Source organism: Mammaliicoccus sp. P-M58 (genome assembly GCF_022386165.1).
GTDB lineage: Bacteria > Bacillota > Bacilli > Staphylococcales > Staphylococcaceae > Mammaliicoccus > Mammaliicoccus sciuri.
The window spans coordinates 45,867-72,315 of sequence record NZ_JAJNJI010000009.1 but is presented as its reverse complement, the minus strand read 5'-3'; the positions used below and the strand labels follow the sequence as shown (position 1 = coordinate 72,315).

Here is a 26,449-nt window from a genome sequence, read left to right as displayed (position 1 = left end):
AATTACAGCGTCAGTTCTGCTTTTTGTTTATTTAAAATAATTTATCGACTATTTGTTTCGTTGCTGTTCCTTTTTCAAATGAGCAGAATTTTTCATAGAATTTATCATATTTATCTTTATATGATTCATTAACCGTTTCTATATTCTGAATAGCATCAATTAAACTTTCATTGTCTTTTAATAATGGTCCTGGTGCTTCGTCTTCGAAGTTCATATAGAATCCTCTTAAATTATCTTTATAATGCTCTAAATCATATGTGAAGAATAGTAATGGTTTTTGTGTATTAGCATAATCAAACATTACAGATGAATAGTCTGTAATACAAATATCACTAATCAAATATAAGTCGCTAATATCTTCATAGCTCGCAACATTATAAATAAAACCTTCTAATGATTTATCGATAATAATATTATTACTAATAATGATATGAGGTCTTAAGAGAAGTACATACTCGTCTCCAAGTTTTTCTTTCATTTGATGTAAATCTAATTTTAAATTAATTAAATGTTTTTTCGCAGATGATACTTCATCATCTCTGAACGTTGGCGCGTACAATATCACTTTTTTATCTTTAGGAATTGAAAGTTTACGTTTAATAATATGTTGTTTTTCTTCAATATCATTTTCATAGAAGATATCATTACGTGGATAGCCCACTTCTAGCATTTCTTTTTTAAAATTAAATGCAGATTTAAAACAACTTGTTGCGTATGGACTTGGTGAAACTAAATAGTCCCATTGTGAAACTGAGCGATTAATTCTGTCAATATAGCCTTCATCTCTACCTTTAAAGTCATCGACATCATTTAACATTTTTTTCAATGGCGTACCATGCCATGTTTGAATATATGTTGTGTTCTTCTTTTTCTCAATATAATGAGGGAAGTTTTGATTATTAATCCAATATTTAGCGATTGATAAATATTTATAATAACTAGGGCTTAATCGTTTCACTGTTATAACATTTTCATCATCGAATGGGTAAATTTTATTAGATACCCAAACAATTTTATAACCTTTATTGAGCGCTTTAATTTGATCATAAATCATTTTAGGACTATCTGTAACTTGTTTACCTAAATTACTTTCTATCACGATTAATTTTTCATCCATCTTTCCGAATCTTACAAGGAATTTATTCATATAAGACATAATATCAAAGTATTTTTTATGTCTTCTGAATCGTTTAAATACATGCTGTGAAAGAATATCATATTTCAATGCATCTTTAATGATATTTCTGCGTTTAAATGATTTAGCTTCTTCATATATACGCTGTGAATTGTTTGTATCTTTATATGCTACAAAGTTATTAGCTTTATTGATAATTTGTTGTTCGTTCTTGAAGCCGTTATCAACATAATGGCTTGCAGCTTCTATTACAGCTTCTACATTATCAACAATTCTACCAGGCAGTTCTTTATCAAGATCTAAATGTGATGGTAATTTACCGATAAATCTATCTCTATCAAATTGATAGTAAATAACTGGTTTTTCTAAGAAACTAAAGTCAAATGCAACACTTGAATAGTCTGTAATCATCAATTTACTTTCTTTAATAAGTAATTGAACATCTACTTCACCTTGTCTAATGACTTTAATGTAATCAGGTATATCAAAATACTCAACAAATGCTTGCATATTTGGATGTAAACAGAATATGATGTCTACGTTTTTTGATTGGGCAATTGTTTTCCATTCTGGTCTATTCAATAAGTCATTATAATTTTGTAGATAATCTGATTCTAGAAGACTATTAATATTTGTTATCCAGTCACGCCATGTAGGTATAATTAAGATTTGATTTTTAACTTCTACGTTTTCCTTAAATAATTCATCAAATCTTGATAGACCCGTAACTTTCGCTTGATACGAATCAAATAATAAATCTCTATTAACGATTTGCTTTTCTCGATTAGAGCTTGTTATAAACATATCAACGTTAAAGTCTTTCAGTTGTTTACCATTAATTTGCGTTAAGTTTTTAGCACCTAACACACCATGTTGTAAAAAGACACGTTTAGCTCTAATTTTTTTCACATAACTTGCTTCGTGACTTGGGAATAATAATTCTGTGTGATGTGTACTGCAAATCACATCTGCTTTGATCATAACTTCGAAATGTTCTTTTGATTTAAAATCAATAACATTTCCGTATGGTTCTACATTTTTTCGTTCTTCAGAATTTTTATCAATAACATAATATACTTCTTCGTTAGGATGCTCAGTTCTCATGTATTTAAAGAAGTGATAACCGTTATCTTGAGCTTTATATGATTTTTCACCAATTACCCAAACTTTATTTTTATTTAAATTATTTTTGATTAACGTTGGATAGTCATGCATTAATTTTTTATACGCTGCATAGTCTTCTTTTGCATATTCATTAATTCTAAACGATAAGTTTCTACCTTTCATCGTGAAATATGGTATAGCTGTTTTTACTGTTTGACCAAGATCAATTGATACTTCGCCTTTAGCAAATCTTTCTACCATAATTCTAGGATTACCTAATTTTACATCAATTACATTTTTAAATTCTTTTACTTTTATACTTAGGAAGATATCGATAATATCTTCAGAATCGAAGTCATTTTCTAAATACTGCTTAAGTTCATTTAAAATATCAATTTCAAAATCATAACTTGTAGAGTTTAGCTTCTTATATACATTAAATACAGTAGGTTCTAATGGTATTTCAATTTCATTTTCACTTAACCTTGAAGTGATTCTTAAATGAGCATATTCAAGTGTTGAATTTTGAATCGAGAACTTACCTTTTAAAAAAGCTTGTTTATTATTTATGACAATTTTATCTATATGTCTTCTAGCAAAATAAGTAGAAACTGGCAATTCTGGCTTTAATGTAAATTGAATAATGCCATTTTTAGTAATATACGGGGTAATCGTCGTTTCATCATTAATGATTGTTTCGAAGTTTTGAATATAATATTCATATTTTTTTATGTTTATTTTTTGAATGGATTGCGTAATACCATCAGATTGCTCAAGTAGAATAAAGATTATTTCTCTATCATATTGTGAAAATTTCTCCAAGACTTCATTTAAATTAATTTTAAATTGATTTTTGATATTTGATTGTGGAACCATTATTTCATCAAATTCATTTTTTATATAAACATTTTTAATATTATCTAATGTTTGATCAAACTTGAAGATTAATAATTCACTTTCTTGATAAATATTTAATATTTTCATAGTTCATGAAACTCCTTTTCTTTATCTAGAGTACGAATGATTTTTTCACTTACTCTTTTAGTTGCTTCTCCATCATCAAGATGATTATATTTATGATTAAATGTTTTATAAGTATCTGATTGAGGTATGTCTTCATATTGCATTGATTTAATATAATCAATTAGTGCTTCACTTGTTTCAAAGACAGGTCCTGGTAAGTCTGATTCATATGGTAAATAGAATCCTCTAATATCATTTGCATATTCATCTTTATCATATGCAAAAAATAAGATTGGTCTTCGTAGATTCGCATAATCAAAATAAACAGACGAATAATCTGTGATTAATACATCACTCATTAAGAATAATTCATTAATGTCATTAGCATCTGATAAATCATACACATTTTTATAATCTTCTAGGTTTAGATGTTCTGATACTAAATAATGCGCTCTAATGAGTAATACGTATTCATTAGATAGCTCTTTACTAAAAGCATCTAAATCGAGCTTCAGTTTAAAATTGTATTTACCAACATCTGTACGATCATTATCTCTCCATGTTGGCGCATACAGTATTACTTTTTTATTAGAGGGAATATCATATTTTTGTTTGAGCTGCTTGATATATTTTTCATCATTTAACTGAACTAAGTCATCATTTCTTGGATAACCTAAAGTCAACATCTGTTCTTCTTTTAAATTAAATGCAGATTTAAATCGTTCAGTTGCAGTTTCACTTGGTGATATGAGGAAATCCCATCTACTTGTTTCTTTATTAAAGCCATAAAGATACTCTTCTAGCGTGACATCTGGTATTGAAATAACCGTTTGATCATTAGCTAATTTCTTTAAAGGTGTACCATGCCATGTTTGAATATATAGTTGATTATCTTTCTTTTCTATCTGTGATGACAATCTCGTATTGGCAATCCACACTTTAGCTTTTTGATAGATTTTGAAATATTGCTTTGAATTTTTCTCAACAGTAGCAATATTTAAAGCTCTTAGTTCTTTGTCTAATTGCTGATTGTCAGTTACTACAATATGCTCATAATTAGATAGATTTTCACTTAAGTATAAATAAAGCATTCTCGGAGAATCTGTAAATGATTTACCATTAAACGATTCATATACAATTGTTTTTTCTATTTTGCTTGAGAATATATCTGAAGTATAATGTTTAGAACGAATTATAGATAAATGTTTACGAAATTGGGAAATCATATAACTATATTTATATTCCCCACGCTTCATAGCTTTAATCTCCATATATTGAAATACACTTTTTTTAGATGTATTATAATTAATTTTTCTTAACAAAATTGACAAACCATTTCTATTTTTTAGTATAAAGTCAAATTTATAAGGAAATAGAGGATTGAAAACTTTGTTAAAATAAAAAAGTAGTTTCTCTTTATTTGTATTATCAATTTCTTCCTTATTAATAAAATATGTAATCGTACTTTTAAATGAGTTTTCTGTCATCAGAAATAATTTATCTTCCATAAATGCTCCTCTAATTCATAATTTACACTAAATTAACATATTCTATTATAATACACTACTGATTTATAAATTTAAACTAATGACTATACAACATGTTGTAAAATAGCTTTTAAAGTTAATTTTTATACTACCATCCTTTAAATGCTTTTAAATGCCTTTAAATTAAATTTACAAACTTTTCAAACTATTTACAATAGTACCTATATATATTAAGATTAAACATATAAAATAATGAGGTGAAAAAATGCGTAGAGTACTTACTTATGGAACATATGATTTACTGCATTATGGTCATATTGAGCTTTTAAGAAGAGCTAAACAATATGGCGATTATCTAATTGTTGCTTTATCAACAGATGAATTCAATAAGTTAAAAAACAAAAAGTCATATTATAATTATGAACAAAGAAAAATGATGTTAGAATCTATTAGATATGTTGACTTAGTTATTCCAGAGAATAATTGGGAACAAAAAACAGATGATGTAAAGAACTTTAAAGTAGATACATTTTTAATGGGTCACGATTGGGAAGGCGAATTTGACTTCCTAAAAGATCATTGTGAAGTGATATACCTTAAGAGAACAGAAGGTATTTCAACAACTCAAATTAAAAAAGAGCTCTACGGTAATGAATAGAACACAAATATGTGTTCTATTTTTATGATATTAAATGTAAATATTTTGTATTCGTGGTAATATAATGTAAAAAACATCAGGAGAAGAACATGAAGAACATATATAAACTTATATTATGCATAATCGTTGCTTTACTTTTAGTCATATTTAAAGATTTATATCAAATACGACACTATAAAAAAGAACATACAGAGACTCATATCCATAAAAAGCAAATTCAGAATAAAGAAAATCATGAGAAACAAACATTAACTAATGATTTTAACGAATTCGATGAGATAGATAAATACTTAAAATCTAAAGGCTTTAATGGCAATATAACTATTTACAAAAATAACTACTCTGTAATGAGTAAAGCATATGGTTTTAGAGATATTGAAAATGGTGTGGAAAATGATGATAAATCAATGTATCTTCTTGGATCAGCTAACAAATTTGTAACAGGCTTAATGTTGAGAGAGTTAGAAGAACAAGGCGTTATTAATATAAATGACAATGTAAATAAATATATACCTAATTTCCAGAATGTATATCCTATCACTATTAAAGACTTAATGTTACATAGAAGTGGTTTAGCTAAAGCAAACTTCCCACCTACTGTTAAAGGTTTAAATGGTGCTATAGAGCGTATTAAGTTTAATGGTGTTGTACCTCAAAATTATCATAAATATTTTTATAACGATGCAAACTATATCACGATTGCTAAAGTTATAGAAAATGCTACGCATAAATCATTTAAGCAAAACCTTAATGAACTCATTATTAAGAAAGTTCATTTAAAATATACAGCTCGTTATGACTCAAATAACCACCAACAGTATATGGTAAAAGGTTATAAATTAAAAAATAATCAGTACAAATATTTCTATCCAACAACTCTCGATAAATACGATGGTGCTGGAAATATATACATATCTACAGATGATATGGCAAAGCTTGTTAATCAATTCAAAATGAAACAAATATTAAATGAATCATCTACTGATATTTTACTTTCACAAATTGATACACATATATATCCAAGTTCTTATAGATATGGATTTTACAGATATCCTAATCATCAAAGATATAGAGGTATATTCTTTCAAAATGATTTTGTGACATACTCTAACGATCAATATATCATTTCAATTGCAAGTAATGTATTAAAAGATCATTATCAAAGTGATACGGAGAACATGTTAAAGCATATTTTTAAAGATATACTTAAACAAAAAATGTAAAAATAGAGAGTGGACTTTGTCCACTCTCTATTTTTTAACGACAGATTTAATTTCTTTACCTAAAATAGGTCCAAAAGTTTCTGAATAGGTATTTGTCATATGGTCCATATCTCGATACACGACAATATTACCTATAATTGGTCTATATTCACCGTTCATTTTAAAGTATTCAGATGGATCGAATTTTGGTAAATCTTTGTTTGTTTCTGATAGTTTTTTCCAATATGAAGAGTCTTGTTGATTATTTCCTTTATTCATAAGTTTAATTGTTTCTTTTTCACCAGATTTTTCTAGTTCTTCTGAAACATTAAACTCATATCTCGGAATATCTCTTATTGCCATTACTTCAATATTATAATCATTTTTAACTTTTAATAATTCATCTACCATTTGTTGTTGAATCTTATCGCTATTTGAGTCAGCTGCTGTAACATGTGACAACACTAAATCAATATCATCAGATTTCTTTAAATAGTTTTCCACATTTTTAACCCATTGTCCTTTTAATGAATTATCATCATAACCAGTAGAGAATCTTGTTCCTGATCTCGTGATATTAATCACTCTGTAATCATGCTCTTTAGCCGCTTCAATAACTGCTCCTAACCAATGTTCAGAATGTGAACTACCTACTAAAGCAATTGTTGCTTTGTAGTCTTTTTTCTTACCATAAGTACCAATTTTTAAATCTGATTTTTTTAATCCTTGATTAGAATCATCTATGTGTGATTGTGGCAAATCATCAAACACATTGGCGAATTCAGGCTTAGGATCATTTTCTTTAATTTTTTGATTTGATCTTGTAGCTAATGCACCTGGATAATCTTTAGATGCTAGTTCTTTATCGTCAGACATTTTCACATAGGCATTATGAGAGACTAAACCAACGATTAAAATGATATTAGCTAGTGCGATAATACCAATTCTCTTGAATGCTACTTTATTTAATTTTGCATTTCTAATTGGTGTTTCAATATATTTTGTCGTAATGAATGAAAGTGCAATAGATAATGCAATAATGAGCACCCCTGAAATAATACCAGGTGTTTCTGAAATATTGTATTTGTAGAATGATAGTAATACCCAGTGCCATAAGTAAATTCCAAATGAAACCCCACCAAGTTTAATCATGATCGGCATAGATAAGAAGTTCTTAACACCGTATTTAGTATCTTTATTACCTGATAAAATAATCAGTAATGCACAAGTCATTGGCCATAAAGCGATATAACCAGGAAACATCGTTGATACATCAAATATTGCCCCTGTTAAAATTAACCCTATAAGACCAATCCATCCAATAATTTCAGCTGTTAAATTACTAATTTTAATTCTGCTTAAGTTAATACAAAGTAAACCACCTAATGCAAATTCCCACACTCTTGTAAACGTAATAAAATATGCTAAAGGTTGATTTACAGCAGTTAAATAAACTGAGTATGCAAATGACACAACAAATATAAAACCAAGTAAGTAATTGACTAACTTTTTACCATTTGATAAATCATATCTTTTTATTAGGAACAATATACCGGTAAATAATAAGAACCAAATGATATAGAATTGCCCTTGAATGGACATTGCCCAATAATGTTCAAGCGGACTTTTCATTTGCTGTGCATCTAAATAATCAGTATTACTCAATGCCAATTGCCAGTTTTGATAATAGAACATAGATGAAACGACTTCTTTCATTGTCTTATCAAAAATGGTTGATGGTAAGAAGAATATGCTTAATACCAATATGACTAATATAATGATAAATGCTAGTGGAAATAACCGCTTCATTAATTTAGATATGTATGGCCAAAACTTAAATTCTCCAGTTTTATTGATTGTAGATATAATAGATGTTGTAATCAAGAAGCCAGATACAACAAAGAAAACATCTACCCCACCAGATACTTTACCAAACCAAATGTGGTAAATAGCGACTAATAAAGCCGCAATAATTCTCAAACCTTCAATTTCAGGTCTAAATTTTCTTTCTATATCAATCATATTTTTATTCATTTTTAAACTCCATCTTAAATTAGTTTGATATGCAATTATAAATTATATCAAACAATTAACCGATGTAAAGTATGTGTAAGAAATATTTAATTAGTGTAAATATTGATTTTAATTATAAATTCATCTACATAATACAAAAAAACTACTAACAATATTTTACAGTTGTTAGTAGTTTTTGAATTTTCATAATATTTAATGAGATATTTTTTTACTTTTATTTCTGATATTTCTTAAGTTCATTTTTGTCTTTAGTTTCAGTAGCTTGAATTTATAAGAACGATAAGCTTTTTTATCAATTTGCATATCTAAATTACTTGCCACTTCTTTAAATCTTTCATAATTGTAATTCGCAGCAATTGTTAATACGAGCTCTTTCAAGTCTATCACACTATTCGTTTGAAGTTGTTGAACGACTTTTAAATACTTTATCGATGGATCAATAACATGATTTAAGTTCTCTACTTTCATAAAATTATTTCGAATTAAAAAGTATATGATGAGATAATCCATTCTATAACTATAGTAGTTACTCACTTTTTCTTTTAAACCACTTAAAATGTCCATTGTTCTTTTTCTAACTTCAATGGCATCATTTAAATATTTTTCAATATTTTTGTAACTTGTCGCTACTATAGAATCTTCAATGCCTATGTTATATAAGTAAGCTGAATCATCTAATATTGTAATACGACTCTTTGACCAAGCTTTTAAATTAAAGGTATGCTCTTCACAAAAAGTAATATCTTCATCAAATCTAATATTTTCTAATATCTCACGTTTGTACAATTTACCATAAGGACCTATAGACTGCGTAACTTCTGGTGTTAAGTTTAATGTCGTATGATCCACAGCTTTTAAATCATTGTAAGTTTGAATCGGTCTAATCTGATCACCAATTAAATGAGAAACTTTACCGACAACGATATCTGTACCATTTCTTCTTATCGCATCAACCATCTTGTCGATAATACCTTCACCTAGTTTATCATCTGCATCACAAAACATAATATATTTACCTTTTGCGATACTAATGCCTTCATTTCTCGTTGCCGCAGCACCTTTATTTTCTCGATTTACAAGTACAATATTAGGATTATTAATTTTGCTAATTACATCTGCACTATTATCTTTAGATCCATCATTAATACAAATGATTTCATGCTCATAATGACTTTTAATTGATTTAATAGTTTGCTCGATTGTTTTTTCTGCATTATAAATAGGGATGATAACACTTACTTCCATATTGTTAAGCTCCTTTGTTTATAAAATCAACTAACTTTTGAGTTGCATCAAAGTTTGTATACTGATGCCACATTGGTTTAATTTTATTATTAATTTTGTTCAGATTCACATGTTTATAAAGTGTTTCTAAATCATAAGCTTTGTTCTCTTTCGTCATTTCATAATAGTATTGATTGAGTCCTCTCATTTCATCATACTTTTCTTCGTCATAACTATAGAAAATAATCGTCTTATTTAATAGTGCGGCTTCAATACTTAATGAACTATAATCTGTAATGATGATTTCTGCCATTTCAACTAGATCTTGTATATCTCTCGGATCTGAATCATGTGAAGTAATGCTTGGATGTAATTTAGTCACAAGTTCGTATTCAGGGCACATTTTTTCAAATTTCTGTTTATCTATCGTATGAATTTCATTTGTATAATCTCTATAAGTAGGAACATATAAAGCTATTTTTTTAGTTTTATTAGGGTACTCATGTTTATCTTTATATTGGTCTAATCTTGGTAATCCAAATGGTAATATTTGATTAGGTTTGGCATCTAAACTTTTAATAAAGACATCTTTCATAATATCTGAACTGACTAAATAATAATCTGTAAAATGATAAACTGATAAATAATTTTTTATCAGTTGTTTATGCTCAAGATTAATACTTTTATCTTCTAAGCCAAATTTCTTCAAGGCACCGGCAGCATGCCATGTTTGTATAACTTTTTGTTCTGATGTTTTACTGATACTGCCTAATAATAAATAATATGTATCGATAATGATTATTTTACTACTTTTAATTGCTTTTAACTGTTGTAAGACATATTTATTACTTAAATTGATCACTTTATCTACTTCTAAATCATTCAAAAATTCAATCCACTTTGGATGCGCAATAACAGTAATATGATATTGTTCTTTCTTTAATGCTTCGATAATAGGTAACACATCTTCTTTAAATGTCATAAATACCACGACATTTTTACGTTTCACATTACTTCTAAATAATTTATTAAATACAAAAATAATTGAAAGATAGACTTGTTTAATTATGCTTCTTACCACATTGACACTTCCTTACGTAAAATTTACTAAAGTTAAAAAATTGACCATGAGAAGCTCTAAATTGAGATAAAGGCTGAGACAATCATCGATGTCTCAGCCTTATCATTTATTAATCATTTTAAATAAAGTCAGCAAATCTTTGTCTAAATCTAACATGCAATATTGCACCTACTACAAAGAATAACACTGTCACACATATATTATAAAGTAATAATTGCCAATGATCTATGAAGTACCAATTATCATATAATATTGCCGCTCTGTAACCTTCTGCAAAAAAGAAAACTGGATTTAATTTCATAATCATTTCAATTACTGAACCTTTTTCTGGTATCCAAAGAATTGGTGACATGTAAAATAGCATTCTCAAAATAGCTTGCATTGCCATTTGTGTATCTCGAATAATAACACCTAAAGTTGACGTTAATAATGAAACTGAAAATGCAAATAAATACACTAAAGGTAAATATATAAATAATTGTAAAATATAAATCGAAGGTATAATACCAGTTGGTATACATAATAAAATAATAACTAAAACTAAAATAATATGACCATAAAATCTACTTGTTAAAACATAAGCAGGTATTGCTGACAACGGAAAATTCATCTTTGCAACTTGATTAAACTTAGTGCCTATTGATTTAGTCCCTTCAAGTATACCTTGGTTTACAAAGAACCACATACTAATACCGACTAATAAATATAAGATAAACGGTACACCATTTATCGGAGCATTCTGACGTATACCAAAACCAAATGCAAACCAATATACAAATATTTGTAGTATAGGATTAATAAGCTCCCAAGCTAATCCTAAATAATTATCATGATTCGAAATTTTCAATTGGAATTGTGCTAATCTTTGAATCAAATAAAAGTTTTTGACGTGCTCTTTTATTACTGTAAAAACAGCATGCATGAATATCACTCTCTCGCTAAGACATTTATAACTTAATCTTTAATATAGCATCAAATGAGCATAGATGATATATTAAACTTTAGGTTAATCTCGTAATTATAGAACATATATAATTTACATGATTCTAACAGAATTTACAATAAATTTACTAAACTCATAAAATAATGCATAATAGAACTGTTAATAATTATAAGGAATGAAGTACATATGAAAGAATCAGTTATCATTAATAATCTAACAAAAGAATATAAAATTTTCCGTAGTAATAAAGATAGATTAAAAGATGTGTTTTTACCAAAGCATCAATCACAAAGATTTTTAGCGCTGAATGATATATCATTCACTGCTTACGAAGGTGATATTATCGGTTTAGTAGGTATTAACGGATCAGGAAAATCAACATTAAGTAATATTATCGGTGGCTCACTACAACCAACAGGCGGTATAATCGAACGCCACGGCGATGTTAACGTTATTGCAATTAACTCTGGTTTAAACACTCAATTAAACGGTATAGATAATATCGAATACAAGATGTTATTACTTGGTTTCTCTAAAAAACAAATTAAAGAACTTACACCTCAAATTATAGAATTCTCTGAATTAGGTGAATTTATATATCAACCTGTTAAGAAATATTCAAGCGGTATGAAATCTAAATTAGGTTTCGCAATCAATGTAACCGTTGATCCTGATATTCTTGTTATTGATGAAGCATTATCTGTTGGTGACCAAACATTCACTAAGAAAAGTTTAGATAAAATGAATCAATTTAAAGAAGCTGGCAAGACTATTTTCTTTGTCAGTCACAATATAGGTCAAGTTAAAGATTTTTGTACAAAAATAGCTTGGATTGAAGGCGGCATACTAAAAGATTTTGGTTCTACTGAAGATGTACTTCCAAAATACCAAGCATTCTTAAAAGAGTTCAACAAAAAGTCAGCAAACGATAAAAAAGCTTTTAAAGACGAGTTAGATGCTACACGTTTTTATTTTAAATAACCAAAAGCACGTCACCTCCTATAATGAAGATGACGTGCTTTTTTATTCTACTCTATAGTTTCCTCTAATCATTGAGTTAATAGAATTTCTTCCAATTATAAATCTAGAAAGTGGTAAAAATGAAAGAACAACTGCTAAACCGACACTTAACGATAATGCAAAGATATACGTTGCAATATTATACATAAAGAATTGATCTATAAAATGAAATGTATATTTTGCCATGTAATAGACCATAATTTTATGTGTTAAGTATATAAAGAATGATATTTCTCCAATAAAATATAAAAAGCTAATATTAAATTTAGACAGCTTTTTAGAAATGACTAATATAAATATAAACGCTAATGAAGAATATAATAAAATGTCATAGCGATTAGATTGAACGACTGTTACATCATTTTGATAAATTGAATAAATAACTAAAAGTGTTACGGCAGCTAAACTTCCTACTAACCACATAAACTTCTTCTCCACAAACGTTAGAACTTCATTGTAGTACCTACCTAAGTAATAACCAAATACAAAATAGAATAACCAATAAAGAATATTCGTTCTATGGAATAACGGGTAAAATTCATTCCACCAATTCGTATAAGCATCATTATCATACATTAAATATGAGTGCGCCAGACTGATTGCAAAGCTGATGACCAGCATAACAACTGGATTTGCTTTGCTTAATGCTTTATGGAAGATTAAATGTAGAATATAAAATTGGAATATGACAACGACAAACCAACCATACCAATTCCCAATTAATAAATTTTCTTTAAACAATTGCCAAAATGTTTCTTCATTTCCATCAACTTTATACTTTGTATACACATAAAATGTTCCAATTGTAAAATATGGAATCATAATATATTTAAAGCGTTTGACTAGAAAATTTTTCGGTAATTTATCTTTATAAACCATAGAAATCAACGATTCTGACAAAATAATAAAGCACGGCGTCGCAAACAAAATTAATATTTGAAATGTTAATACAACCATGCGATTATGATCTTGTAATTCTACGTCTCTCAAGTAATTTGATAATATATGCACTGCTACTATAATTAGGCAAAATATTGCCCTTGCATAAGTAATTTCATGTTTTCTATTCATAAGTACTCCAACTCATAATTTTTTGTCACTTATGAAGATTACATGATTTTAAATTAATTGTAAAATAATTATATAACCTGTTTATAATTAAACTTTTGTTAGAGATAAAGTAAGCGCGTACTTTATTGCTCTTCAATTATAATCTTTAGCATCCCTTGCGCATTGATACATTTAACCTTATTATCCTGCAAAAATTTTTCTAATGTTTCATCTATATAAATTGGATTTTTGTATTTCACAGTATAATGATGCCAATCAACATCTTCTAACAACCATTCACATACAAGTTGCCCTGGTACAATTTCTTGATGAATCGGATTTGAATCATGAATAATAGATAAATATTCATTAACAAGACTAATATCAAATTTCATACTATACCTCACTTTCCAACGAATGTTTGGTTGAGCCGAGTGTATATGTCATCTCTACTTTTAATCGTTAAACTAAATTCATAAATCGTAAACGACTTCACTTTTTTTATTTTCTCATTTTTTAATTTTGCTTTATAAATTGTATCAACATCTAATGCTTTAAACTGTTCAACTGAGGTTTCTTTTAAGTAAATCTCTTTTTCTAAAAAACGTTCAAACATTGAAAATTTTGGCCATATACTTGCTAAATACAATACTGGTACTGAAGGTGCATCCTTTTCTATAGGAAGTATCTTTTTATAAGCTTCAACAGCTTCTTTGGTGAAAATAACCTCAATTATTTCGATTCCATCTTCTAAATAATGTTGCATGTCCCATGCCTCCTCCTATTCCCATTGTTGCTATCGATGTCTCAATTTCTTTCATATGATATAAGCGTGTAACGAGACTTGCACCACTAGCTCCATATGGATGTCCAATAGCTAATGCGCCACCATACAAATTAAATTTATCGTCGGGAATATTTAACATATCTTTTGAAGCAAGCACTTGAGAACTAAATGCTTCATTAAATTCAACACAATCAATTTCTTTCATTGTTAATTGTGAATTTTTCAATACACTTTCTACAGCAGGTACTGGTCCTATACCTAGTAATCTTGGATCAACACCTTTTACAGAACTTTCGATAAATTCCAATCCTTCATGATAACCTAAAGTAGTCGCCTTTTCTTTACTCATAATTAAAAGTAAAACCGCACCGTCATTTTTCATACAACTATTACCTACTGTTACAGTTCCATCTTTAATAAGTGGTTTTAAACGTGATAACGTTCTTAAAGTTAATTTAGGTTTAACGCCTTCGTCATGTTGGATCCATTCATTCCCTACTTTAATCGGATAAATTTCATTTGATAAATAACCTTTTTCCATAGCTTTTATTGTCTTTTGATGGCTATTGTATGCAAATTCGTCCTGACTTTCTCTAGAGATTTGATAGACTTGTGCAACATTTTCAGCCGCTTCAATCATTGAAGGATCTTCTCCATCAGGTGCAAATGAAGCGCGCTCAAAAAATTCAGGTGCGTCATAAACTGATTGTGGTCTCTTGATTTTCCAAGGTGCTCTACTTGTACTTTCAACACCACCAGCAATATAAACTTCACCAGCACCTGCTTGGATCATTCTACAAGCATACGTTACCGCTTCTAATCCTGCACCACATTGCCTATCTATTGTGACACCAGGAATATCAACTGGTAAACCTGCTTCTAGCAATGACTTTCTCGCAATATTTCCCCCATTTCCTACTACGTTTCCTAAAACAACATCACTTAAATGTTCAAGTGCTTCAGCATGTTTAGCTAACAAATATTCATATAAAGGTTTCAAAAGTATTTCAGGTTCCAACTGTTTAAAAATACCGCCATATTTACCAAATGGCGTTCGCTTTGCAGCTACAATAACTGGTTCCATGCTTTTCCTCCTAATTCATAAATAGATTTCATCTTATATCTTGCTATCTTCCCACTAGCTGTATATTTCATCTTTTTAACCCGTATCATCTGAGATGGTATTTCATAACGACTTAATCCACATGCTAATAAATACTCTTTCATGTTTAAATATTCCAAATCATCCTTACCTTTATATAATAAAATAGCTATTTCCCCAAATTTATTATGTTGCTTACTTATAATAATTGCTTCATCAACAATATCTAGATTTAATAATTTTTGCTCAATAATCTCTGGATATACGTTTTTACCACCAATAATTAAACGGTCACTTTCTCGCCCAAATAATCGTAGTTCTTGGTCTTTGGAAATTGTTGCCCAATCACCTATTTTAATCCACTCATCACTGACATCTTCATTCAAATAACCACTAAAAGTCATGTCACTTTTGACATATAATCTACCTATATTATTTTCATCTTTATCTTTAATTTGAACTTGAACAGATGGAAATAGTTTACCTACAGATTCTGAATCTGCTTGTCCATTAATATTGTAGCTTATAAAACTCGCTTCAGAGCTACCAAAGAATTCAATTAAATCAATATAAGGATACTTATGCTTAAATTTTTCAAATATTTGAGTAGATAATTTTGCACCTGATGAAAAAATACTTGTAACATTCATTAAATGAACGTTATGATTCAATAAACTATATAGCATTGTAGGTACTATAAACATTGTTTGATTTTCACTAAATTTATTGATTAATTTATTTAGAATTTGCGTATTAAATTTCTTTTGGCCAATAAATGTTCTACCTGTACATAATGTATAAATCATAGCGTATAGTGTTAAAGAATGTGCATATGGACCAGGAGCTATAATAATGTTTGTATAACCCTTAAGTAAGTCTTCATTATATTTAAATGACTGAATCCAAGATTGATGATTTCTCATATAAGCTTTAGGTATGCCTGTCGTCCCAGAAGTAAATCCAATATGTAAAATATCTCGCGGTAATGATGTATTATTTTCTATTTTTCGATACGTAACTTTACTACTGTCATCTACTAATAATGGAATATGATATAGCGTTAACAATTCATTCGTTTTCTCTTCAGATATATAAGGATCAAGGATACATGGTATTAGTTCACACTTTAAAGCTGCAATATACCATTTTATAAACTGAATGGGGTTTTTCATCGTAATACCAATCATAATATTCTTTGGATATTGTATTAACGCTGTGGCAATTTTTTCAGATTCTATCATTAAATCGTTATAAGTTATATGCGTCTCATCAATATACATGGCAATTCTATCTTCTTTTGTATTTAATTGTTGATTTATGAGTTCCAGTACTTGCATTACAAAGTCACCTACTTTTATTGTTACCTTTATCATAACATTTAGTTAACAATTAAATAGATAAAAATCCTCATAAAATAAAACACCTCAATGTTAAAATTCAACATTAAGGTGTTTCTAAATTATCTATTCTTCATATAATCATATTTATTCTTTTTAGGTGTACATGATTTTTGGAATTGAACTTCTTTTAAGAACAGTGGAATTTTAAGAGCTCTATTCACACGCTTCAAATCAGTTATAATTCTATATAACCATTCTAAATTAAGTTTAATAAACATTTTTGGTGCACGTTTAACATTTCCGCTTATGACATCAAATGAGCCACCTACACCCATCATTACAGTATGTTTAAAGTGATGACGGTTATAATAAATCCAATCTTCTTGTTTAGGAAAACCCATTGCCGCAAAAATAAAGTCTGGATTAAATTTCTTTATTTTCTTAGTTACTTTATAATCTAGTACATGTTTATAGCCATGTTTATGATCAAACGTAATATTTGGGTATTGTTCTTCTAAAATTTTACGAGTTGCTTTAACCCCTTCTTTAGAAGAGCCTAATAAGAATACTCTCTTGCTACTTGCGTTTGCAATATTCAACATTTCTTCCATTAACTCTATTCCCGGAACACGTTCTTTTAATGGCGTATTTAAATATTTTGCTGCTTTAACAATACCAATACCATCTGGTACAATGTAATCTGCATGTTTAATACGTCGTTGATAATGATTATTGCTATAAGCATAATGTGCAATTTCAGGATTAGCTGTTACAATAAATAAATTGTCATTCGTTTCCTGATTTACAAAATACTTAATACGTTCTACCATTTCATTCGCCGTCAGGTTTGCAAATGGCAAACCTAGAACATTAACGGTTGGAGGCTTAATCACATCATACGAATTCTCTCTGTTTAACTCTATTTGTTCACTTATACTATTTAAATCTTTTTCTAGTACTTTTGCCATTTGTCTCACCTCTCATTCTTCACTATAATTTACACCATTTCCATAAATTTTACAACAAATTTACATTCTATATTTGATAAGTAGTACACATAATTCATTTAAATTGTTGAATTTTACTTGTATAATCATATATGATGTATAATATGCAAAAATAGATATTTCAAAACACAATACGAATAGAAGGGTAAATATATAATATGAAAAGATTCGCAAAAATAGGTTTACTTTTGATGTCAATAGTACTCATGATTCTACCCGTAGTATTTGGACTTATGCTTTATCTTGAAACTAAAGGTGCAATTAATGACTCATTTCTTGATTCTAAAAAAAGTAAATCATCTTTAAGAGATAAACCAGTAGATCCTAGTTTAGATCATGTATCGGTATTATTTCTAGGTGTCGATGATAGTACATCAAGACGTGAAGGTGGTCAAAAGGCTAACCAATCTCGCACTGATGCTATGATTTATACAACTTTTAATAGAGATAAAAAACAAATACGTATGGTTAGTATTCCACGTGATACATTAAGTTATATACCAGCCGTAAAATATTATGATAAAATCACGCATGCTCATGCAATAGATGGGCCAGAAGGTTCAATGGAAAGTGTTGAAAGTACATTAAATGTTCCAGTAGATTACTATGCAAGAATTAATATGGAAGCTTTTGTTGAAGTTGTTGATGAACTTGGTGGTATTGAATATAACGTGCCGTTTGATTTAAATGAGCCAAACACAGAAGATAAAGGTCGAATTAAAGTCAAAAAAGGTAAACGTAATTTATCTGGTGACGAAGCGCTTGCCGTTGTTCGTTCAAGAAAACAAGATTCAGATTTAGAACGTGGTAAACGTCAAATGGAAATGATTAAAGCCATTATCAAAAAAGCTCAAGAAACAAATTCAATTAATAAATTAGATGACTTAGTTAAAATCGTTGGTAAAAATGCGAAACACAATTTCTCATTTGAAGATATCCAAAACTTAGCAACGACTTATTCATCAAGTAAAGTAAAAATTAAAACCGAACAAGTTACAGGAACTGATGCTAATTTTAATGGTGTTTACTTCTTCAATCCTGACTTAGATAATTTATTAGAACTGTCTAATAAACTTAGAAAAGACTTAAACTTGCCTAAGACTAAGAAAACAGAATTAATGAATTATTTGATGATTCAAGCATATGGAGATCTAACACCTTATATTGAAGTATCTAAGAAAAGTCTAAAGAGTGGAAACACATCTATTAATAGCGATTCAGCTGAAACAGTCGAACCTGCTATAGAGCCTGATACTGAAGAATCAACTCAGCAGCAAACTGAACAACCGTCTGAGCAGCCTGTAGAACAACCTATAGAACAAGCACCATCACAAGAAGTACCTCAACAAGAAGTACCTCAACAAGCAACACCAGATCAAAGTGGTCAAGCACCGGATCAAAGCGCTCAACAACCTGGTCCAGAAGTTTACTAGGAAAGGAGGCAAATTATGATTCAACGTAAAACATATGAAAAATATGAACAAATCAATACAATGTTTGATGCACTTGAAAATCAAATTATTCATTCTGGAGATTTGTCTCACTTTAGACAAAATTTGTACTATGTTAATCACGAACATCATGAGAATTATGAAGCGTTATTACTATACTATAATCAAGCAAACAACGATCCAATTGTAGATGGCGCTTGTTATATCATTGCCATCCCAGAAATATTTAATGTTATCAATATCTTTGATAACCCCTTACCTTTTTCATGGGTATATACAGAAACAGGTTTAACAGAAGAAATGAAATCATTAAGTGTTCATTTACAATATTTAGTAGCAGCAGCACTAGAAACAAGCCAAATTCAAATATTTACACCGAGCGGATATACAATGGGTATGACAAATTGGAGTATTCACCAATTAAGATTATTCTGGCAATATACCGCAATCGTTAGAAGACAAGCAGTTCAAAAAATATAAATTAAAAGCTGATCCATATAAAATGGTTCAGCTTTTTTGTGTGAACAGAAGTGAGATGGGGCTAATAGAGATTATATAGTGTGAATGTTGCTAGTCATGCCTCACTTGCAATATTCAGTCACCCAATGTTGCTAGTCGGCATCGTCTTGCAATATTGGTGATGTCTATTTATCTTGTTTTGTCTGTCTTGATAAATACAACGTCCCTATTTATCTTGTTTGCCCTGTCTTGATAAATACACCCCTAAATTTACCAACTATTTATTATTTCTTGAGTTTTTAATTTACTACATCAATTAGAATAATCATAATGTATAATAAATTGAATCAAAACAATGGAGGTATCATAATGATCAAAATTGCAGAAAGCCAAAAAGACATACAAGATGGGTTAAATATTAGAAAAATTGTATTCGTTGAAGAACAAGGTGTTGCTATAGATGCAGAGATAGATGAATTTGAAAATGTTTCTAAGCATGTTGTTCTATATCATAATGATAAACCAGCTGCGGTAGGTCGTTTTAGAAATTATAAAAATGGCTATGCGAAAGTAGAGAGAGTTGCCGTTTTAAAACCTTATAGAAAATTTGGTTACGGTAAAGATGTGATGAATTTTATTAATCAAAAAGCTAGTGAAGATGGATATAAAGGTACAGTACTTAATGGACAATCACACGCTAAAGGTTTCTATGAAAAATTAGGTTACAAAACTGAAGGTGAAGAATTCTTAGAAGAAAAGATTCCTCACTATTTTATGAAATTAACTTTTTAGATAAATTATTAATATCTCAAATATTAAAGTTACATTACATTTCTTAAAAAGTTCATCTTTTAATATTAAAAAGCCTTATACTGATTATAAATAAATACCTATACAAAAGGAGATTGTTTATGGATAAAAAATTCTATTACAAAACACCCGCACTTGTAGCAATGACTTTAGCAGGTACTACGCTTGTATCACATCAAGTAAATGCAGAAGAACAAACCACAAACAAAGAAAATAAAAACATCATTGAACAACATGATAATGCTAGTCAGATTCAAGATGAACAAAAAGAATTAAAAAGCCAATCTTTAAACGTTTCAGGTACTAAAGAATATAAAGATCCATCTATAATTGATGGGCCTAACCAAAAAGTAGAAAATACAACTAATGAATCAGTACAGCCTACTTCTAATGAAGTAGAACAAGACACAGATGTAACTTCTGCTGAGGATAATACTGAGGTTTCTGAAGATACTACTCAACCTACTTCTAATGAAGAAAATCAAAACTCTGATGTAGCTTCTACTGATGATAATTCTGAAGTTACGAATAACGACTCTGAAGATACTACTCAACCTACTTCTAATGAAGAAAATCAAAACTCTGATGTAGCTTCTTCTGAAGATAACTCTGAAGTTACGAATAACGACGAGGTTTCTGAAGATACTGCTCAATCTACTTCTAACGAAGAAGATCAAAAAACTGAAGGAGCTTCTTCTGAAGATAATACGGAAGTTAATAACAACCAAGAAGTTTCTGAAGATACTACTCAATCTATTTCTAATGAAGTAGATCAAAAAACTGAAGTAGCTTCTACTGATGATAATTCTGAAGTTACAAATAACGACGAGGTTTCTGAAGATACTGCTCAATCTACTTCTAACGAAGAAGATCAAAAAACTGAAGTAGCTTCTTCTGAAGATAACTCTGAAGTTACGAATAACAACGAGGTTTCTGAAGATACTGCTCAATCTACTTCTAACGAAGAAGATCAAGATACTGATGTAGCTTCTACTGAAGATAATTCTGAAGTTACGAATAACAACGAGGTTTCTGAAGATACTACTCAACCTACTTCTAACGAAGAAGATCAAAAAACTGAAGGAGCTTCTTCTGAAGATAATACGGAAGTTAATAACAACCAAGAAGTTTCTGAAGATACTACTCAATCTACTTCTAATGAAGTAGATCAAGATACTGATGTAACTACAAAAGAAGACAATACTGAAGAAATAAACAATGAACAGGTTTCTGATGACTTAGCTCAGCCTACTTCTACTAATGATGCTCAAGATACTGAAGTGGCTAATAGTACGCAAAATGCCAAAGTTCAATTAGAAACTGCTAGTGTTCAACCACAAGTTAGCACTTTTGCATTTAGATCAGTAAGTAGTGCGCCTGTTGTTAAAAAAGCTGTCGCTACTACATCTAGTTCTTATAGTCCTACAGTAAGTTCGTCAATAAATAATCAAATTAGAAATAATAATTATGCAGTTCCGACATATGTTGAAGATTTTTCAAGTCATATTCCAAAAATTCCATATCGTAATGGTGTTGGTAAACCTGAAGGTATTATTGCACATGAAACTGCAAATCCTAATTCAACAATTCAAGGCGAAATTGCATATATGAAAAACAACTATGAAAGTGCATTTGTACATGCCTTTGTAGATGATAATAATATTATTGAAGTTGCGCCAACTGATTACTTAGCTTGGGGTGCTGGTGGCGTCGCAAATGAACGATTCATACATGTAGAATTAGTTCGTGTTTATGGCGGAGATCGTTTTGCTCGCTCTATTAACAATTATGCAGATTATATCGCAACTAATTTATCATATTACGGCTTACCATTTGATAGTGCTGAAAATGATGGTACTGGTACTTTATGGTCTCATGATGCTGTTTCAAGATATTTAGGTGGTACGGATCATAGTGACCCATATGGTTGGTTTGCTGAAAATAATTATACTTTTAATGAACTTATAGATTTAGTGCGAGAGAAATATTTATACAAAACAGGTAGCGTAACTCAACCCAATACACCTGTAGTTTCTAAGCCTAAGCCGACTACACCTGTTGTGTCAAAACCTAAACCTACTACACCTGTAGTCTCTAAACCTAAACCGACTGCACCAGTAGTTTCTAAACCTAAACCGTCTACACCTGTTGTGTCTAAGCCTAAACCTACTACGCCTGTAGCGAGTCCTGCAAAAACAGTAGTTGTTAACTATAAAGGTAAAGTTAATACAAACGCATCAGGTGTTTATAGTTCAGTTTATGATACTAAAACTAAATCAGCTGCTAACAAAGTTGGTAAAACATTTAATATTGGTAAACAATCTAACTATAACAACCAAATATATTATTTATTACAAGATAATAACGGCACTCCTTTAGGTTGGGTGAAATCTAGTGACATTCAACTGCAAAACAATACTAAAGCAACGCCGAAACCTGCTGCTTCTAACACAGCGAAACCTAAGGCAACTCCGAAACCTGTTGCTTCTAACACAACAAAAACAAATGCAGTTGCTAAAACGGTTCGTGTTAACTATTTAGGTAAAGTTAATAAAAATATCTCTGGTGTATATACTTCTGTATATGACCAAAAAACTGTACCTGCAATCAACAAAGCAGGAAAAACATTCAAGATTGGTAAACAATCTACTTATAATAATCAAACATATTATCTACTTCAAGATAATAATGCCATTCCATTAGGATGGGTGAATGCTAAAGACATTCAATTACAAAAAGTAACAACACAACCAAAAGTTGTTAATAAACCAACTGTCGCTCAACCTAAAAAGACAAATGCTATAAAATCAAGTGCTGTTAACAATCAGCCTATTGCTTTAAAAGAAAACTATCAAAACTACTTAATTTTTGATAACAGTGGATATTTCTATAGTGAACCTTCAGTATCTAAAAAAACATTACTAGGTTCATTACAAAACTACCAATATTCATACTTTAAAGTTATTTCATCTCAAAAAGTTGGTAATGAATTATGGTATAAAGGTTTATTAAATGGTAAAACTGTATGGATTAATGCTAAGTATTTACAACTCGCTACAGAATCAACAAATGTTTCAACTAGCCCATATACGTTAGATCAAGCTGTAGATATTCAAATGGCATTAAGAAATGGTTCTGAACCTAAAAAAGTATTAGCAAGTGGTATTAGAAATGCTACGAGAGCTGAAGTTAAAGATGCTATGGATACAAGTAAATATGTAAATGACCCAATTCAAAAATATCAATTTTTAGACCTAAACAAGTCTCAAAATATTTCAGCAACTAAATTAAATGAATTGTTACGTGGTAAAGGGATTCTTGAAAATCAAGGTAATGCCTTTAGCCAAGCAGCAAAAGCAGTAGGCATTAATGAAATATATTTAATTTCACATGCGTTATTAGAAACTGGTAATGGTACAAGTGATTTAGCTAATGGTGGATCAATCGACCAAAATGGTAATGTTGATTTAAATGCTCAAACAAAATATTATAATATGTTTGGGGTTGGCGCTATTGATAAAAATGCATTATATGGTGGTATTAAATATGCACAACAAGCAGGATGGAACACACCTGAAAAAGCAATCTTAGGTGGTGCTCAATTTATAGCTAATAATTACATTAAATCTGGACAAAACACACTCTATAAAATGAGATTTAATCCGCAAAATCCTGGCGTTCATCAATATGCTACAGGCATAGACTTTGCTAAGTCTAATGCAAAACGAATTAGCGACTTCTATCAACAGATTCAAACAGATGGTCAATATTACGATGTTGATCAATATAAAGCATAATACTAAAGTTAAAACGAATGCCTTTCATAAGGCATTCGTTTGATTTTATAGTATTAACGAAATAAAATTATTTGTACTTTTGAAAAATTTAATTTATAATCTACATTTCAAGCAAATTGTAGATTATCGTTTTAGGGGAGCACTTTTCATGGCAAACGAAAAAGAAAGAGACCATTATTTTGATAACGCGCGATTTTTCTTAATTGTGTTAGTTGTATTCGGTCATTTAACAAGATCTTATGTTAATGAAAGTCATATTTTCAAAGCACTATATATGTTTATTTACAGTTTCCATATGCCAGCATTTGTACTGATATCAGGATTCTTTGCTAAAGGTGTAGGAAAACCAGGTTACATAAAAAAAATTACAATCAAACTCTTATTACCTTATTTAATATTCCAATTATTTTATGGTTTATATTACTACTATATTGATAGAGACGATACATTAAATATTAGTCCCTTCGATCCACAATGGGCAATGTGGTTCTTAGTAAGTTTATTCTCATGGCATATTATTTTGCATTTTGTGAGAAACTTCAATCCATATATCACATTCACAGTAGCAATATTATTAGGTTTAGTTGTCGGTTATTTTGACTTTATTAATGCAAAACTTAGTCTATCAAGAACATTTGTATTCTTCCCAATTTTCTTATTAGGCTATTACATTAATAAAGAACAGTCATTTATTTTAAGAAATAAAAAACATATGTGGTTATCTTCCATTAGTTTAATCGTTATCTTTATCGCTTATTTACTAACTGACTATAACTTTGAATGGTTATTTGGTAGCAAACCATATTCAGCACTTGAAGGCGATGTAGATGTTTATAGTGCATTTAAAAGATTATTCATATATGTTGTCATTTTCGTTTCAACATTTAGTTTCTTAAACTTAATACCAGAGCGTAAGTTACCATTAACTTATATTGGCTCTCGAACAATGTTTATTTATTTACTACATGGCCTTTTCGTAGGTCTATTTCGTTCAAAAGAATGGGATCAAATGTTATTAGACCAACCCTATGTTTGGGTTGCTATTATTCTTATAACAATTGCTATTGTGTACTTCTTTAGTAGCGACATTGTAAGACATTATGCAAATCCTGTTGTTAACATTAAAAAGCCACCAAAAAAGAAAAAATAAGCATTTAAAAGCCAATCCTTTGAGTACATAACTTAAGGATTGGCTTTTTTGTTTATCTAATTAATGTTGCATACGATATCGTTCCTATAAATTTATCTTCACTATTTAATAAATAGGCTGGTATTTGTACATGTTTATGTGTAATGGGCGCTAACTCATGATTGTTATTATAAAGATTTTCTAATACTTCATAACTCGCGCTTAATAAGTATGTTAAATAATCTACCCACTCTTGCGTATACGGTGTATCTGACTGAATAAATAATATTGGATTCTCTTTTTTAGACGTTGGTTGCATAAAATCTGAAACAAATTTTCTTTCGTCTAACGATAGTTCTTCTTTCACTTTAAATTTGATATGGAATTGCGCATTCTTAATAAGTCGATTATCTTGTCCGAAATAATATCGATGAAAATGTGGTAATTGAGCTTCTGCTCTACAAATATGTATTGAATCTTCTTCAAACGAAACCATCCATTGTTCATCATTATTTTGTATTAATACAAACGTTGGATGTGGTAACCAATCAAAAATATTTAAAGATAGTAGTAACTTTAATCGTTGATTCATATTAGCTAAATTCACCATATAAACATCCCCTATTATTGTAATGTTTCCCTTATTGTAATACGTTTTCTAAATTT

At 29.4% G+C, this 26,449-nt stretch carries 21 protein-coding genes; 8 read left to right on the top strand and 13 right to left on the bottom strand.

Annotation, left to right across the window (positions count from 1 at the left end):
- Positions 1 to 31: 31 nt before the first annotated feature.
- Both LQ694_RS10755 and LQ694_RS10750 read right to left on the bottom strand, forming a co-directional pair.
- Complete coding sequence (locus LQ694_RS10755) at positions 32 to 3,223, bottom strand: CDP-glycerol glycerophosphotransferase family protein (RefSeq protein ID WP_096791257.1); 3,192 nt, start codon at positions 3,221 to 3,223, stop codon at positions 32 to 34.
- Positions 3,220 to 4,458: a CDP-glycerol glycerophosphotransferase family protein gene (locus LQ694_RS10750; RefSeq protein ID WP_218696742.1), complete on the bottom strand. Its 1,239-nt coding sequence runs from the start codon at positions 4,456 to 4,458 to the stop codon at positions 3,220 to 3,222. The genes LQ694_RS10755 and LQ694_RS10750 overlap by 4 nt, the downstream gene beginning before the upstream one ends.
- A 496-nt stretch (positions 4,459 to 4,954) precedes the next feature.
- Here LQ694_RS10750 and tagD point away from each other — a divergent pair, with 496 nt between their 5' ends.
- A complete protein-coding gene (gene tagD, locus LQ694_RS10745) occupies positions 4,955 to 5,347 on the top strand; it encodes a glycerol-3-phosphate cytidylyltransferase (RefSeq protein WP_048542127.1) in 393 nt (130 codons plus the stop codon).
- 89 nt (positions 5,348 to 5,436) lie between these two features.
- A complete protein-coding gene (locus LQ694_RS10740) occupies positions 5,437 to 6,570 on the top strand; it encodes a serine hydrolase domain-containing protein (protein WP_218696743.1) in 1,134 nt (377 codons plus the stop codon).
- A gap of 27 nt (positions 6,571 to 6,597) precedes the next feature.
- Here the strand turns inward: LQ694_RS10740 and LQ694_RS10735 are convergent, their stop codons facing one another.
- The 4 genes from LQ694_RS10735 to LQ694_RS10720 form a co-directional block, all read right to left on the bottom strand.
- Complete coding sequence (locus LQ694_RS10735) at positions 6,598 to 8,583, bottom strand: acyltransferase family protein (RefSeq protein ID WP_218696744.1); 1,986 nt, start codon at positions 8,581 to 8,583, stop codon at positions 6,598 to 6,600.
- Positions 8,584 to 8,775: 192 nt separating this feature from the next.
- The gene (locus tag LQ694_RS10730) at positions 8,776 to 9,828 is read right to left on the bottom strand and encodes a glycosyltransferase family 2 protein (protein WP_218696745.1); all 1,053 of its coding nucleotides are present in this window, start codon (positions 9,826 to 9,828) and stop codon (positions 8,776 to 8,778) included.
- Positions 9,829 to 9,832: 4 nt separating this feature from the next.
- A complete protein-coding gene (locus tag LQ694_RS10725) occupies positions 9,833 to 10,888 on the bottom strand; it encodes a CDP-glycerol glycerophosphotransferase family protein (protein ID WP_049319901.1) in 1,056 nt (351 codons plus the stop codon).
- 118 nt (positions 10,889 to 11,006) lie between these two features.
- On the bottom strand, positions 11,007 to 11,810 hold the full coding sequence (locus LQ694_RS10720) for an ABC transporter permease (protein WP_049319900.1): 804 nt from the start codon (positions 11,808 to 11,810) through the stop codon (positions 11,007 to 11,009).
- Between the two features lie 207 nt (positions 11,811 to 12,017).
- Here LQ694_RS10720 and tagH point away from each other — a divergent pair, with 207 nt between their 5' ends.
- The gene (gene tagH, locus LQ694_RS10715) at positions 12,018 to 12,812 is read left to right on the top strand and encodes a teichoic acids export ABC transporter ATP-binding subunit TagH (protein ID WP_058591044.1); all 795 of its coding nucleotides are present in this window, start codon (positions 12,018 to 12,020) and stop codon (positions 12,810 to 12,812) included.
- 42 nt (positions 12,813 to 12,854) lie between these two features.
- Here the strand turns inward: tagH and LQ694_RS10710 are convergent, their stop codons facing one another.
- From LQ694_RS10710 to LQ694_RS10685, 6 genes are all read right to left on the bottom strand, one after another.
- Positions 12,855 to 13,922, bottom strand: coding sequence for an acyltransferase family protein (locus LQ694_RS10710; protein WP_096791252.1), 1,068 nt, complete (start codon positions 13,920 to 13,922; stop codon positions 12,855 to 12,857).
- A gap of 122 nt (positions 13,923 to 14,044) precedes the next feature.
- On the bottom strand, positions 14,045 to 14,296 hold the full coding sequence (locus LQ694_RS10705; RefSeq protein ID WP_049319898.1) for a hypothetical protein: 252 nt from the start codon (positions 14,294 to 14,296) through the stop codon (positions 14,045 to 14,047).
- Between the two features lie 8 nt (positions 14,297 to 14,304).
- Positions 14,305 to 14,667: a hypothetical protein gene (locus LQ694_RS10700; RefSeq protein ID WP_065381061.1), complete on the bottom strand. Its 363-nt coding sequence runs from the start codon at positions 14,665 to 14,667 to the stop codon at positions 14,305 to 14,307.
- Positions 14,630 to 15,772 carry a thiolase family protein gene (locus tag LQ694_RS10695; protein WP_096791251.1) on the bottom strand — a complete coding sequence of 381 codons (1,143 nt, stop codon included), beginning with the start codon at positions 15,770 to 15,772 and terminating at the stop codon, positions 14,630 to 14,632. Before LQ694_RS10695 ends, LQ694_RS10700 begins: the two co-directional genes overlap by 38 nt.
- Positions 15,754 to 17,127 (bottom strand): AMP-binding protein, encoded by a 1,374-nt coding sequence (locus tag LQ694_RS10690; RefSeq protein WP_218696747.1) that lies wholly within the window; start codon positions 17,125 to 17,127, stop codon positions 15,754 to 15,756. Before LQ694_RS10690 ends, LQ694_RS10695 begins: the two co-directional genes overlap by 19 nt.
- 122 nt (positions 17,128 to 17,249) lie before the next feature.
- Complete coding sequence (locus LQ694_RS10685; protein WP_227531805.1) at positions 17,250 to 18,098, bottom strand: WecB/TagA/CpsF family glycosyltransferase; 849 nt, start codon at positions 18,096 to 18,098, stop codon at positions 17,250 to 17,252.
- 197 nt (positions 18,099 to 18,295) lie between these two features.
- Between LQ694_RS10685 and LQ694_RS10680 the strand changes: the two genes are divergently transcribed.
- From LQ694_RS10680 to LQ694_RS10660, 5 genes are all read left to right on the top strand, one after another.
- Complete coding sequence (locus LQ694_RS10680) at positions 18,296 to 19,570, top strand: LCP family glycopolymer transferase (RefSeq protein ID WP_049319895.1); 1,275 nt, start codon at positions 18,296 to 18,298, stop codon at positions 19,568 to 19,570.
- A gap of 18 nt (positions 19,571 to 19,588) precedes the next feature.
- Positions 19,589 to 20,068 carry a DUF2538 family protein gene (locus LQ694_RS10675; protein WP_179296634.1) on the top strand — a complete coding sequence of 160 codons (480 nt, stop codon included), beginning with the start codon at positions 19,589 to 19,591 and terminating at the stop codon, positions 20,066 to 20,068.
- A gap of 348 nt (positions 20,069 to 20,416) precedes the next feature.
- Positions 20,417 to 20,839, top strand: coding sequence for a GNAT family N-acetyltransferase (locus LQ694_RS10670; RefSeq protein WP_058612204.1), 423 nt, complete (start codon positions 20,417 to 20,419; stop codon positions 20,837 to 20,839).
- A gap of 119 nt (positions 20,840 to 20,958) precedes the next feature.
- Positions 20,959 to 24,654 (top strand): glucosaminidase domain-containing protein, encoded by a 3,696-nt coding sequence (locus tag LQ694_RS10665; protein ID WP_275583836.1) that lies wholly within the window; start codon positions 20,959 to 20,961, stop codon positions 24,652 to 24,654.
- Positions 24,655 to 24,802: 148 nt separating this feature from the next.
- Positions 24,803 to 25,804, top strand: a complete 1,002-nt coding sequence (locus LQ694_RS10660) for an acyltransferase family protein (protein ID WP_058612177.1) — start codon at positions 24,803 to 24,805, stop codon at positions 25,802 to 25,804.
- A gap of 52 nt (positions 25,805 to 25,856) precedes the next feature.
- Here LQ694_RS10660 and LQ694_RS10655 read toward each other — a convergent pair whose 3' ends face one another.
- A complete protein-coding gene (locus tag LQ694_RS10655) occupies positions 25,857 to 26,393 on the bottom strand; it encodes a hypothetical protein (protein ID WP_025905464.1) in 537 nt (178 codons plus the stop codon).
- Positions 26,394 to 26,449 lie beyond the last annotated feature (56 nt).